Source organism: Naasia lichenicola (assembly GCF_004801885.1).
Classification (GTDB): domain Bacteria; phylum Actinomycetota; class Actinomycetes; order Actinomycetales; family Microbacteriaceae; genus Naasia; species Naasia lichenicola.
Map to the genome: position 1 here is coordinate 513,833 of NZ_SSSM01000005.1, position 13,264 is coordinate 527,096.

The window sequence follows — 13,264 nt, forward strand, 5'->3', positions numbered from 1 at the left end:
CATTGCTCGACGTAACAACTTTTGACGAGCTGCGCATCGGACTCGCTACTGCCGATGACATCCGTCGCTGGTCGCACGGTGAGGTCAAGAAGCCCGAGACCATCAACTACCGCACGCTGAAGCCCGAGAAGGACGGCCTCTTCGGAGAGCAGATCTTCGGCCCCAGCCGTGACTGGGAGTGCGCGTGCGGCAAGTACAAGCGCGTGCGATTCAAGGGAATCGTCTGCGAGCGCTGCGGTGTCGAGGTCACGAAGTCGTCGGTGCGCCGTGAGCGCATGGGCCACATCGAGCTCGCCGCCCCGGTCACGCACATCTGGTACTTCAAGGGTGTGCCGAGCCGCCTCGGCTACCTGCTCGACATGGCGCCGAAGGACCTCGAGAAGGTCATCTACTTCGCGGCGTACATGATCATCGACGTCGACGAGGATGGCCGCCACGCGGACATGCCCGACCTCGAGAACGAGCTCCGCCTCGAGATCAAGACGCTCAGCGATCAGCGCGACTCGCGCATCAACGACCGTCTCGCCAAGCTCGAGACCGACCTCGCAGCACTGGAGGAGGAGGGCGCCAAGAGCGATCAGAAGCGCCGCACCAAGGACGGCGCCGAGAAGGAGATGGGCCAGATCCGCAAGTCGTTCGACGAGCAGATCACCCACCTCGAGCGCGTCTGGGACGAGTTCAAGAGCCTGAAGGTCGGCGACCTCAAGCCCGAGGACGCGGTCTTCCACGAGCTCCAGGACCGCTTCGGCATCTACTTCGAGGCCTTCATGGGCGCCGAGGCGATCAAGAAGCGCCTCGAGGCGTTCGACCTCGAGGCCGAGGGCGAGATCCTGCGCGAGCAGATCGCCGAGGGCAAGGGTCAGAAGAAGATCCGCGCCATCAAGCGCCTCCGTGTCGTCAGCTCGTTCCTCGCCACCGGCAACTCGCCGGCCGCGATGGTGCTCGACGTCGTCCCGGTCATCCCGCCCGAGCTGCGCCCGATGGTGCAGCTCGACGGTGGCCGCTTCGCGACCTCCGACCTGAACGACCTGTACCGCCGCGTGATCAACCGGAACAACCGCCTCCGTCGTCTGCTCGACCTCGGCGCCCCGGAGATCATCGTCAACAACGAGAAGCGCATGCTGCAGGAGGCCGTCGACGCGCTGTTCGACAACGGCCGCCGCGGTCGCCCCGTCACGGGCACCGGAAACCGTGCGCTCAAGTCGCTGTCCGACATGCTCAAGGGCAAGCAGGGCCGGTTCCGCCAGAACCTGCTCGGCAAGCGCGTCGACTACTCCGGCCGTTCGGTCATCGTGGTCGGCCCGCAGCTCAAGCTGCACCAGTGCGGTCTGCCCAAGCAGATGGCCCTGGAGCTGTTCAAGCCGTTCGTGATCAAGCGCCTGATCGACCTGAGCCACGCTCAGAACATCAAGGCCGCCAAGCGCATGGTCGAGCGCAGCCGCGGACAGGTCTGGGACGTGCTCGAGGAGATCATCCGCGAGCGCCCCGTGCTGCTGAACCGCGCGCCCACGCTGCACCGTCTGGGCATCCAGGCATTCGAGCCTCAGCTCGTCGAGGGCAAGGCCATCCAGCTGCACCCGCTCGTCTGCGCCGCGTTCAACGCGGACTTCGACGGCGACCAGATGGCTGTCCACCTGCCGCTGTCGGTCGAGGCCCAGGCCGAGGCCCGCATCCTGATGCTCGCCTCGAACAACATCCTCAAGCCGTCGGACGGCCGTCCGGTCGCCCTGCCGTCGCAGGACATGATCATCGGCCTGCACCACCTCACCACCCTCCGCGAGGGGGGCGAGGGCGAGGGCCGTGCCTTCTCGTCGATCGCCGAGGCGATCCTCGCGAAGGACCAGGGTTCGCTGCACCTCAACTCCAAGGTGAAGATCCGCCTGCACGGGCTGTACTTCACCGAGGAGAGCACCCCCGAGGGCTTCGTCCAGGGCGAGCCGTACACGCTGAGCACCACGCTCGGCCGTGCGCTCTTCAACGAGGCGCTGCCGGTGGACTACCCCTACCAGGAGGTCGTCGCCGACAAGGGTCGCCTGTCGATCCTCGTCAACGACCTCGCGGAGCGGTACCCGAAGGTGGAGGTCGCGGCGACGCTCGACCGCATCAAGGACGCCGGCTTCTACTGGGCCACGCGCTCCGGTGTGACCGTCGCGCTGTCCGACATCCTGACCCCGCCCAACAAGGGTCAGATCGTCGCGGTGTACGAGAAGCAGGCCGCCAAGGTCCAGGCCCAGTTCGAGAAGGGACTCACGACCGACGCCGAGCGTCGCCAGGAGCTCATCGAGATCTGGAACAAGGCCACGGCCGAGGTCGCCCAGGCGATGCAGGACAACTTCCCGAAGGACAACAACATCAACCGCATGGTGTCCTCCGGTGCACGAGGCAACTGGATGCAGGTGCGTCAGATCGCCGGCATGCGCGGGCTGGTGTCGAACCCGAAGGGTGACATCATCCCTCGGCCGATCGTGCATTCGTACCGTGAGGGCCTGACCGTGGCCGAGTACTTCATCTCGACCCACGGTGCCCGCAAGGGACTGGCCGACACCGCGCTCCGCACCGCCGACTCGGGGTACCTCACCCGTCGTCTGGTGGACGTCTCGCAGGATGTCATCATCCGCGAGGAGGACTGCGGAACGTCCAAGGGCCTCGACCTGCCGATCGCCGTCCGCGGTGCCGATGGCGCCCTGACCCGCGACCCGAACGTCGAGAACGCGCTGTTCGCCCGCACCCTGGCCGTCGACGTGGTCGACGCCTCGGGCGAGGTGTTCGCGAGCCCCGGTGACGACGTCGGAGACGTCCTGATCGACAAGCTGATCGAGGCGGGTGTCGAGCACATCAAGGTGCGCTCGGTCCTGACCTGCGAGTCGGCGGTCGGCGTCTGCGCGGCGTGCTACGGCCGCTCACTGGCCACCGGCAAGATCGTCGACATCGGAGAGGCCGTCGGCATCATCGCGGCCCAGTCGATCGGCGAGCCCGGAACGCAGCTCACCATGCGCACCTTCCACACCGGTGGTGTGGCGTCGGCCGATGACATCACGCAGGGTCTGCCCCGCGTGCAGGAGCTGTTCGAGGCCCGCACCCCGAAGAGCGCGTCGCCGATCGCCGAGGCCCCCGGCCGCATCACGATCGAGGACACCGACCGCCAGCGCCGCATCCTGCTCACGCCGGACAACGGCGACGAGGCGCTCGTCTACCCCGTGCTCAAGCGCGCCACCCTCCTCGTGGAGGATGGCCAGCACGTCGAGCTGGGTCACCAGCTGCACGTCGGGTCTGTCGACCCGAAGGAGGTGCTGCGCGTCAAGGGCGTGCGCGCCGTGCAGCAGCACCTGGTCGACGGAGTGCAGGGCGTCTACCGCTCGCAGGGTGTGCCGATCCACGACAAGCACATCGAGGTCATCGTCCGCCAGATGCTGCGCAAGGTGACCGTCGTCGAGCACGGCGACACCGACCTGCTCCCCGGTGAGCTCGTCGACCGCTCGCGCTACAACGAGGTCAACCGCGCCGCTCTGGGCGAGGGCAAGAAGACCGCGTCGGCTCGTCAGGAGGTCATGGGCATCACCAAGGCGTCCCTAGCCACCGAGTCCTGGCTGTCGGCCGCTTCCTTCCAAGAGACCACCCGGGTGCTCACCCAGGCGGCCATGGAGGGGAAGTCCGACTCGCTCATGGGCCTCAAGGAGAACGTGATCATCGGAAAGCTGATCCCGGCCGGAACGGGTCTCGCGAAGTACCGCGACGTCCGCGTCGAGCCCACGGAGGAGGCGAAGGCGGAGCGCTACCCGAACCGCCTGTTCGGTGACGAGTCGGTCTTCAACGAGAACGACCTGTCGTTCGTCGACTTCGAGTCCTTCAACTCGACGGACTTCGAGCCCGGCACCTACAACTAGTCCGGCGAACGCCGGCTGAACACGAAGGGCCCCGCTGCTCCGGCAGCGGGGCCCTTCGTCGTCCCATGCGCACGCGGGCTGGGCACATGGTTCAGGGTGTACTCAAAGGTTAATTCGACACGCGGCAAGCCTTTGCTCGCGCGCGCTCCAGGGGCCACGATAAGAGCGCGCGGGTGGCGCAGGGGTGTTTTTTCGGGGGAGTGCTGTGATCGATCAGGAGCGGATGTCGCCGGACATCGACATCGCCTTCTCCCATTGGCTCTCCCTGCTGCCCTCCTGGCGACTGAGTTCGGTCGCCCCTCGGCGCTCGTCGTGCGTGCGGTGCCCGAGCTATCTCGCGGCGCTCGGTCTCGACGGCATGATGCACGAGCCGGTGCACTCGCTGTTCTGCGCGGTCCACGCGATCGTGGAGGACCGGTTCGCCGAGGAGTCGGCTCCCGCGGACTTCGAGGACGACTGGCGGGTGCCCGTCCGCTCCGCGTACTCCGATGACACCCAGTTCGAGACGATGCCGGTTCTCGCCGCACACGCCCCGCGTGGCGACCTCCAGGACGAGCTGGCGCTCAGCCGCCGTCGGGCCATGCTGTTCGACTGCGCCGTCGCCGAGCTCGCACTCCGCCGAGGCACGATGCTCGAGGCGGTCCTCGCCTTCGTCGAGCCGACCGTGCAGCGCATGGCGGACCAGCTGATCGCGGAGATCTGCGAGCAGTAGCGCCGAATCGCCGCATTCGGCTCGCAGAGCCGGGTGTTCTGAGCCGCAACTGACAGCTAGACGATCGGAAATGGGCTGGTTGGCCCCCGTTTACGGCATGGCCAGGGTTGAGGTTGCACCCTAGGGTGAGAGAACGCTGTTTACCCGAACGGCTCTCGCAGTGACACCCATCACCGCGCCTCCCCCCGCACACACCTGGACCCCCGGTGACCACGAACCCGAACGTGGTCGAGCGATCTTCTGCAGCGCCGACCGTCTCTCCCATCCCCTCCCTCCGCCAGCGCGCCGCCGCGCCCGCGAGCCGCATCGGGGGAACCCGATGATGCTCCGTCCGTACCGACTCGAGCGCGAGCTCGATCGAGCCGTCGCGCAGTGGCTCGCCTGGCTTCCCCGGTGGGAGCCGAGCACCGCCCGCCGTCGCAACGAGATTTGCACCGTCTGCCCGCGCTACGTCGACGAGCTCGCTCTCGACGAGATCCCGCACGGCCCGCTGCACGCTCTCGTCACCTCCGTCGACGCGCTGCTCATCGAGCACTTCCTCCGCCACGCCGCTGCCCGGTTCCCGAACCTCGAGCGCGGCGGCCTGTGGCGGGTCTGGGTCGAGCGCGGAGTCGTCCGCATCACCTCGAGCGACGGCTTCGACGTGGATGAGCTGATCGATCCAGAGGACATCGAGATCGGCTCGCTCGACGCGCTGGGACTGTCCGAGCCGATCACCGTGGCGCATGCAGCTGCGGCCCGGATCGAGCTGCTCCGCCTCTACATCAGCCTGTTCCACGACTCGGTGAGCCGGCTGCGCCGTCAGCACAGCCAGATGACGCGGGCGCTGAGCGCCTACGTCGAGCCCAAGGTGCAGAGGATGGCCGACGACCTCATCCTCGAGATCACGAAAGCTGGCGCCGCGTAGCGCTCCATCTCGCAGTGACCTGGGCCCCATGGCGCACGCTTGCGCCAAGGGAACCAGTTCTGCCGCTGAATTCGCAATTCAGGCGGCAGAACTGGGCATTTCGGTTTTCCGGAGGACCACGGAGGACTGCATGTCCTCATTAATGCCGACACTCGGACTAGGGCTTATATAGGCGAGTGCAGCCGAGTAATTTATTACTCAGGAGCTGGGGGGCTCCGATGGTGCGGCGCTGGGGGGCGCCGCACCCTAAACTTCTGGAAATCCGCTCTTGGGGAAGATGCGGATTTCACTGAGGCCGATCCGAACAAAAGGGTGCCCCATTCTGGTGGCACCCTTTTGCGGTCTTTTCCGGGTATTCGCCGCGCGCCTAATCTGAATGGCGCGCCGATAACCCGTCGGCGCACGACGCGACACCCATCGCGACGGGCCAGCTCGACTGGCGACCACCCGAATACCCGAACTCAGACTGCGACTCGATCGTGGTCGGTCCGCTTTCCCTAGAGCGGCATCGCCCCCTGCCCGCGCTCCACGCGTCGGCGAATCGTCTCCTCCCTGCTGTTCAGGTCATCCCTGAGGGGGACCCGATGACCAGCACGATCTCCACCCAGACCAGTCCGGTCAGCACTCTCGACGCAGTCGAGGAGCTGCACGCCGCGCTCGAGCATCTCGCGCTGCACGCAGGCTCCGATCTTCACGTCGTGGCCGACTCCAAGCCGATGGCGCGCATCGACGGGTCCTTGAACCCGATCGACGGATGGCCCGCCTGGTCGGCGGACTTCGTCGCCGAGATGCTCACCTCGATCCTCACGGCGGCGCAGCTCGCGCGCTTCGAGGAGGAGCTCGAGCTCGACTTCGCCTACAGCCTCCCGGACGGCGCCCGCTTCCGCGTCAACATCTATCGCCAGCGCGGCAAGCTCGGCGCCGCATTCCGGCTCATCCCGAGTGTCATCGTGCCGCTCGCCGAACTGGGCCTGCCAGCCGCCGTCAGCCAGTTCGCCGGCCTGCAGCGCGGACTCGTCCTCGTCACCGGTCCGACCGGCTCCGGCAAGTCCACGACGCTCGCCTCGCTGGTGCACCTCGCCAGCCAGACCCGCGCCGCGCACATCATGACCATCGAGGACCCGATCGAGTTCGTGCACACCAGCGGGACGTCGCTGATCAATCAGCGCGAGGTCGGCACCGACACCTACAGCCACGCGACCGCGATACGCCAGGCGCTCCGCCAGGACCCGGACATCATCCTTCTCGGCGAGCTGCGCGACATCGAGACCATCTCCGCCGCCCTCACCGCGGCAGAGACCGGCCACCTCGTCTTCGCCACGCTGCACACGCAGAGCGCCGCACAGACGGTCGACCGGATCATCGATGCCTTCCCCGCCGACCAGCAGGATCAGGTCCGCCAGATGCTCGCCCTGACCCTCAAGGGCGTCGTCAGCCAGACCCTCGTGAAGAAGTCCACCGGATCCGGTCGGATGCTCGCCGCCGAAGTCCTCGTGGTCAACTCCGCGGCGTCGGCGATGATCCGCGAGGGCAAGGCCCACCAGATCGGCTCGATCATGGAGTCCGGACGCGATCTCGGCATGCAGACGATGGATCAGCACCTCAGCGCCCTCGTCGACGCCGACCTCGTCGAGGTGGAGACCGCGGTCGAATACGCCACCGAGCCGGCCGCACTGCGGAGCCGGCTCAATCGCGCGGTCCCGATCGCCGACGGCGAGGACTTCTACGCCCTGCTGATCGACGAGCCGGCCCCCGCGCATCGCGCGCCGACGCAGCGCCGCGCCGGCTGATGACCCCCTCCTTCGATCGCGCCCAGGATCCGCTCTCCGCTCACGCCATCCGCCCGTACCGCCTCGAGCGTCGCATCGAGCGCACCCTGGGGGAGTGGCTCGCCTGGCTGCCCGCCTGGCAGCCGATGCCCGAGGCCATCATCGGCCGGGGGAGTGCGGCAGTCTGCTCGCTGTGCCCGCGCTACGTCGACGCCCTGGCTCTCGACGAGGTGCCGCACGCAGCGCTGCACGCGCTGGTCTCCACCATCGACGCCTACGTCGTGGAGCACTTCGTGCGCCACGCGAACGCCCGCTTCCCCGAGCTGGAGCGCGACGGACTCTGGACGGTCGTCGTCCTGGACGGCGTCGTGCGGGTGCTGTCCGCGATCGGCTGCGACGTCGACGAGCTCGTCGATCCCGACGAGGATCCGATGGAGCCCGACCTCGAGGCCGAGGACGGCTTCATGTCGGCCCGCCAGGCCTCCGATGCCCGCATCCGCCTGATCGCCGACTACTACGCCCTCTTCTCCTACGCCGCCGCCCGCCTCACCCGTCGTCGCCAGGAGATGATCTTCGCCGTACAGGAGTTCGTCGAGCCCGAGATCAGCCGCCTGGTGAGCCGCCTGATGGCCGACGTCACGGAGGCCTGAGCACGCCGCGTGAACCTCGAGTTCCTCCACCCCCGAGTTGGGGCCCCGTGAAGAGGGGCTGATACCGACGCCCCGCGGGCCGTACCGTGAATAGGCAAGCGGGGGAGGTACCTTCCTCCCCGGGGGACGCAAATGAAGAGGTACTCGTGACATCGCTCACCGAAGTTCTCGTGGTGCGCGGACTTCTGCCCGTCGACGCAATTGATCGAATCTCGGGCGGGTCCGACGACGAGGCACGCATCCGTGAATATCTCGCCGATGGCGTGATCAGCCCGGTCCAGGTGGCCACTGCGCGCGCAGCGCAGCTGGGGCTCGCCTTCGTGGAGCTCGCGGAGAAGACCGCCGATCCGATCGCGACGGGCCTCGTGCCCTCTGCACTCTGCCGTCGTCACGCGGTGCTGCCGCTCGTGATCGAGCAGGGCCGACTGGTCCTCGCGATGAGCGACCCGAACGACGTTCTCGCACTCGACGACGTGCGCGCCGCCGCAGCCATGCCGATCCGCCCGGTCGTCGCCGAGCATGTCGACCTCCTCGCCGCCATCGACCGGTTCTACCGCAACGACGGCGAGCTGAACGACCTCACCACCACCTTCGAGAGCGAGTCGCGCGACTCGCGCGTCGTCGAGGCCGATGCAGAGGACGGTGAGGACGACGCACCCATCGTGCGCTTCGTCAACCTGCTCGTCAGCCAGGCCATCAAGGACAACGCCTCCGACATCCACATCGAGCCGGGTGAGGAGGAGCTGCGCGTCCGCTACCGCATCGACGGCGTGCTCCACGAGGTGCAGCGTGCACCCCGCAACATCCAGGCCGGAGTCATCTCCCGACTGAAGATCATGTCGGAGATCAACATCGCCGAGCGTCGCCGTCCCCAGGACGGCCGCATGTCGATCCGCCACGGCGGACGGCAGATCGACCTCCGCGTCGCGACACTGCCGACGGTGCACGGCGAGAAGGTCGTCATGCGAATCCTCGACAACTCGAACACCAAGCGCGCGATGAGCGACCTGCAGCTGCTCGACCGCAACCTCAAGACGTTCGAGGCCTCGTACACGAAGCCCTACGGAATGATCCTCGTCACCGGCCCGACCGGTTCCGGAAAGTCGACCACTCTCTACACGACCCTGCACGCCGTCTCGAAGCCCGAGATCAACGTCATCACGGTCGAGGATCCGGTCGAGTACCGGATGGAGGGCATCAACCAGGTGCAGGTCAACCCCAAGGCGGGTCTGACCTTCGCGAGCGCGCTGCGCTCCATCCTGCGTTCCGACCCCGACGTCGTGCTCCTCGGTGAGATCCGCGACAAGGAGACGGCCCAGATCGCGATCGAGGCCTCCCTCACAGGCCACCTCGTGCTCTCTACCCTGCACACCAACGACGCTCCGAGCGCCGTGACCCGTCTCATCGAGATGGACATCGAGCCCTTCCTCGTCGGATCCGCACTCGACTGCGTGGTCGCCCAGCGACTCGCCCGTCGCCTGTGCGACAAGTGCAAGGAAGAGCACAAGGTGGACGATGTCCGCCTCGACGCGCTCAAGTTCCCGGGAGCCGGCCTCACCGGCCAGGCCCCCATCTTCCGGCCCGTCGGCTGCGCCGCGTGCTCCGGCACGGGCTACCGCGGCCGTCTCGCCATCCACGAGGTGATGGCGGTCTCCGAGCAGATCGAGCGCCTCGCGGTGATGCGCTCGTCCAGCGCCGAGATCATGCGCACCGCTGTGGATGAGGGAATGATCACTCTCCGCCAAGACGGATGGGCGAAGGTCCGCCAGGGCCTGACATCCATCGACGAAGTGCTCCGCGTCGTCGCCTGACGATTCGGAAGAAGCCATGACCGGGGGGATCAACATGGACGACGAAGCGCAGACGGTGGACCACCACCGCGCACGCACCGTCTGGGACATCGGAGTCGACGAGACGCCGATGGGCGGCGACTACGCCGGCGCACCGCTGCACGGCGGGGAGCGCAAGCCCAGCGGACGACGCGCTCTGGGCACCGATACGGGATCCTTCACCGGACCCATCGACCTGTCGCACTCGCTCGACCTTCCGGCCGTCGCGAACGATGACGTCCTGGCCGAGGCAGTCTCGATGTCGAAGTACGTGACCGCCGAGATCGACACGATCTCCGATCAGGACGACCTCGATCTCGAGTTCGTCGCGCCGTCCGGACCGGCCTTCAAGTCGAGCTCGCCGGCCAGCGCCAGCGACGTCTCGATCATCCCGCCCGCCTCGCTGGCGGGACCGCTGCTCACCGATTCGCGCTACGCCGTCGGCGACAGCCCCGAGGCCACGCTGCGCGAGGCGCTCACCGCCGTCGTGGAGCAGGGCGCATCCGACCTGCACATCAGCTCCGGCGCCGCGCCCATGATCCGCATCGACGGCGGCCTGCGCCCGATCGAGGGCGCGCCGAGCTGGCAGCCCTCGCACGTCTCGGCGATCCTCCGCTCGATCATGACCGACGCGCAGCGCATCAAGTTCGCATCCGAGCTCGAGCTCGACTTCGCCTACGGCCTCAACGACCAGAGCCGATTCCGCGTCAACGTCTACCAGCAGCGCGACTCGATGGGCGCCGCCTTCCGTCTGATCCCGACCAAGATCAAGACCCTCGAAGAGCTCGGTGTTCCCGACGTGGTCTCCCGCTTCGCTCAGCTTCCGCGTGGCCTCGTCCTGGTCACCGGCCCGACCGGCTCGGGCAAGTCGACCACTCTCGCCGCTCTGATCGACCTCGCGAACCGCACGCGCAGCGACCACATCATGACGGTCGAGGACCCGATCGAGTTCCTGCACGAGAACAAGCGCTCGCTGGTCAACCAGCGCGAGGTCGGTGCCGACACGCACAGCTTCGGCGCCGCGCTCAAGCACGTGCTGCGTCAGGATCCGGACATCATCCTCATCGGCGAGCTCCGCGACCTCGAGACGATCAGCGTCGCGCTGACCGCCGCCGAGACCGGCCACCTCGTGTTCGCGACCCTGCACACCCAGGACGCGCCGCAGACCATCGACCGTGTGATCGACGTGTTCCCGCCGAGCCAGCAGGGACAGGTACGGGCCCAGCTCGCCGCCACCCTGCAGGGTGTCATCTGCCAGACCCTCGTCCGCAAGGCGGCCGGCAGCGGTCGTGCGGTGGCCACCGAGGTCCTCGCGACCACCCCGGCCGTCGCCAACCTGATCCGCGAGGGCAAGACCTTCCAGGTGCACTCCGCCATGCAGGCGGGGCGCGACCTGGGCATGCACACCATGGATCAGCACCTCGCCGAGCTCGTCGGACAGGGCGTCATCACCCGCCAGGCCGCCGCCGAGAAGGCGCACGATCTCGAGGGACTCAGCCGCCTGCTCGGCAACGCCGGTCCGTCCGATGTCTCCCTGGCCCAAGGCACCTTCGGTGCGCCCATGGCCGGAATGGTCTCCGTAGGACAGGCAGGCAAGCGCTGATGTCGATGGCAGTCAAGCAGTTCGACTACAAGAGTCGGAACACCGGCGGCAAGCTCATCAAGGGCCGCCTCGACGCGACCACTGAAGCGGCCGCGGTCGGCAAGCTCCGCAACATGGGGCTCACCCCGATCTCGGTCAACGAGTTCAGCGCCGGCACCGGCCTGCAGCGCGAGATCGCCATTCCGGGCATGACGAAGGGCGTCGGGCTCAAGGAGCTCTCGGTCTTCAGCCGTCAGATGGCGACCATGCTCTCCGCCGGCCTCACCCTGCTCAAGACGCTGACGATCCTCTCGGACCAGACCGAGCACCCGAAGCTCAAGAGCATCCTCACCAAGGTGACCGCCGAAGTCGAGTCGGGAACCTCTTTCTCGGCCGCGCTCTCGCAGCACTCCAAGACCTTCCCGCCGCTGATGATCAACATGATCCGCGCGGGTGAGACCGGCGGATTCCTCGACGGCGCCCTCGGCACCGTGGCCACCAACTTCGAGAAGGAGGCCAAGCTCCGCGCGACCATCAAGTCGGCGATGGCCTACCCGGTGATGGTGCTCATCATGTCGCTGGTCGCGGTCGTGCTCATGCTGACCTTCATCGTGCCCGTCTTCAAGACCATGTTCGAAGGGCTCGGTGGCGGACTGCCCCTGCCGACCCAGTTCCTCGTCACGGTATCCGAGAACATGCCCTGGATCCTTCCGGTCCTCATCGGCTCGATCATCGCCGGCCGGGTCTGGTGGGCGCGCAATGGCGACAAGGAGTCGGTGCGCAGCAAGGTCGACTCCCTGAAGATCCGACTGCCCGTCTTCGGAATGCTGATCAAGAAGATCGCCATCGCCCGCTTCACCCGCAACTTCGCCGACATGATCGGCGCCGGTGTGCCGATCCTCTCCGCCCTCGCGACGGTCGGCTCGACCTCGGGCAACTGGGTCCTCGAGAAGGCCGCCGAGCGCATCGGCGAGTCGGTCAGGCAGGGCCGGCCCATCGCCGAGCAGCTCATCCAGGAGAAGGTCTTCCCGCCGATGGTCACCCAGATGGTGGCGGTCGGTGAGGACTCTGGTGCGCTCGAGACCATGCTCCTCAAGGTGTCGGAGTTCTACGACACCGAGATCGAAGCCACGACAGCCGCGCTGACCTCTCTCATCGAGCCCCTCCTCATCGCCTTCCTCGGCGTCGTGGTCGGCGGAATGATCATCGCGCTCTACATGCCCATCTTCAGCATCGCCACCGTCGTCAAGTGACCTCGGAACACCAGGGAGCCACAACCATGTCCATCGCATCCACGCTTCAGCGCGCCCAGAGGCGCCTCGACGAGCGGAAACGCGACGAAGGGTTCACCCTCATCGAGCTGCTGGTGGTCGTCATCATCATCGGCATCCTCGCCGCGATCGCCATCCCGGTCTACATCGGGGTGCAGAACAACGCGAAGGACACTGCGGTCAAGTCGGACCTCGCCCAGGCGAAGATCGCCGTCATCTCCTTCTACACGGACGGGGGGACCGGCACGCCGACTCTGTCCACCTCCGGGTTGGGCAACTACGGGTTCTCGCTGACCACTACGGCCTATTCAGCTGCCGCCAATCAGCCGGCGTTCGGAGGCACCGCACCGACATCAGGTACGGCGGCGTTCTGCGTCCAGGCCACGAGCATCACTGGAACCGTCTTCAGTGTCACCAGGGCCACTGCCGTGACGAAAGCAGCCTGCTGACCCGAGCGGAACAATAGAAGAGGCGGCGCGGATTTCCGCGCCGCCTCTTCTTTTGTTCTGTCGGCTGCGCTTTTCCCAGCCCCTTCTTGGAGGGGCTTTTCTGATATTCCGAACGGCGAGGTTGCTGCCAGACGGTAAAGAAAATCCGGGCTGGCCCCCGAAGTGGAGATGAGGAAAACCCTAAAACCCCCCATACGTGGTCTACGCAGCG

At 67.0% G+C, this 13,264-nt stretch carries 9 protein-coding genes; all 9 read left to right on the forward strand.

Annotated features, from left to right (window positions below; genetic code table 11):
- Nucleotides 1–2 precede the first annotated feature (2 nt).
- A complete protein-coding gene (locus E6C64_RS13310) occupies nucleotides 3–3,884 on the forward strand; it encodes a DNA-directed RNA polymerase subunit beta' (protein WP_136427973.1) in 3,882 nt (1,293 codons plus the stop codon).
- Between the two features lie 205 nt (nucleotides 3,885–4,089).
- Entirely contained in the window at nucleotides 4,090–4,596 is a 507-nt protein-coding gene (locus E6C64_RS13315; RefSeq protein WP_136427974.1) for a hypothetical protein, read from the forward strand.
- A 319-nt stretch (nucleotides 4,597–4,915) separates the two neighbouring features.
- Nucleotides 4,916–5,503: a hypothetical protein gene (locus E6C64_RS13320; protein ID WP_136427975.1), complete on the forward strand. Its 588-nt coding sequence runs from the start codon at nucleotides 4,916–4,918 to the stop codon at nucleotides 5,501–5,503.
- Between the two features lie 584 nt (nucleotides 5,504–6,087).
- Entirely contained in the window at nucleotides 6,088–7,293 is a 1,206-nt protein-coding gene (locus tag E6C64_RS13325; protein ID WP_136427976.1) for a type IV pilus twitching motility protein PilT, read from the forward strand.
- Nucleotides 7,293–7,922 (forward strand): hypothetical protein, encoded by a 630-nt coding sequence (locus E6C64_RS13330; protein ID WP_136427977.1) that lies wholly within the window; start codon nucleotides 7,293–7,295, stop codon nucleotides 7,920–7,922. The genes E6C64_RS13325 and E6C64_RS13330 overlap by 1 nt, the downstream gene beginning before the upstream one ends.
- Before the next feature lie 146 nt (nucleotides 7,923–8,068).
- Nucleotides 8,069–9,733 carry a GspE/PulE family protein gene (locus E6C64_RS13335; protein WP_136427978.1) on the forward strand — a complete coding sequence of 555 codons (1,665 nt, stop codon included), beginning with the start codon at nucleotides 8,069–8,071 and terminating at the stop codon, nucleotides 9,731–9,733.
- 16 nt (nucleotides 9,734–9,749) lie between these two features.
- The gene (locus E6C64_RS13340) at nucleotides 9,750–11,354 is read left to right on the forward strand and encodes a type IV pilus twitching motility protein PilT (protein ID WP_269846384.1); all 1,605 of its coding nucleotides are present in this window, start codon (nucleotides 9,750–9,752) and stop codon (nucleotides 11,352–11,354) included.
- Nucleotides 11,354–12,586 carry a type II secretion system F family protein gene (locus E6C64_RS13345; RefSeq protein WP_158437864.1) on the forward strand — a complete coding sequence of 411 codons (1,233 nt, stop codon included), beginning with the start codon at nucleotides 11,354–11,356 and terminating at the stop codon, nucleotides 12,584–12,586. Before E6C64_RS13340 ends, E6C64_RS13345 begins: the two co-directional genes overlap by 1 nt.
- A 26-nt stretch (nucleotides 12,587–12,612) precedes the next feature.
- Entirely contained in the window at nucleotides 12,613–13,053 is a 441-nt protein-coding gene (locus E6C64_RS13350; protein WP_136427979.1) for a type II secretion system protein, read from the forward strand.
- Nucleotides 13,054–13,264: the final 211 nt, after the last annotated feature.

Bases quoted from the DNA above. Each gene is read 5' to 3' on its own strand.
- E6C64_RS13350 (WP_136427979.1), top strand. From the start codon at position 12,613: ATGTCCATCGCATCCACGCTTCAGCGCGCCCAGAGGCGCCTCGACGAG.
- E6C64_RS13320 (WP_136427975.1), top strand. From the start codon at position 4,916: ATGATGCTCCGTCCGTACCGACTCGAGCGCGAGCTCGATCGAGCCGTC.
- E6C64_RS13340 (WP_269846384.1), top strand. From the start codon at position 9,750: ATGACCGGGGGGATCAACATGGACGACGAAGCGCAGACGGTGGACCAC.
- E6C64_RS13345 (WP_158437864.1), top strand. From the start codon at position 11,354: ATGTCGATGGCAGTCAAGCAGTTCGACTACAAGAGTCGGAACACCGGC.
- E6C64_RS13325 (WP_136427976.1), top strand. From the start codon at position 6,088: ATGACCAGCACGATCTCCACCCAGACCAGTCCGGTCAGCACTCTCGAC.
- E6C64_RS13330 (WP_136427977.1), top strand. From the start codon at position 7,293: ATGACCCCCTCCTTCGATCGCGCCCAGGATCCGCTCTCCGCTCACGCC.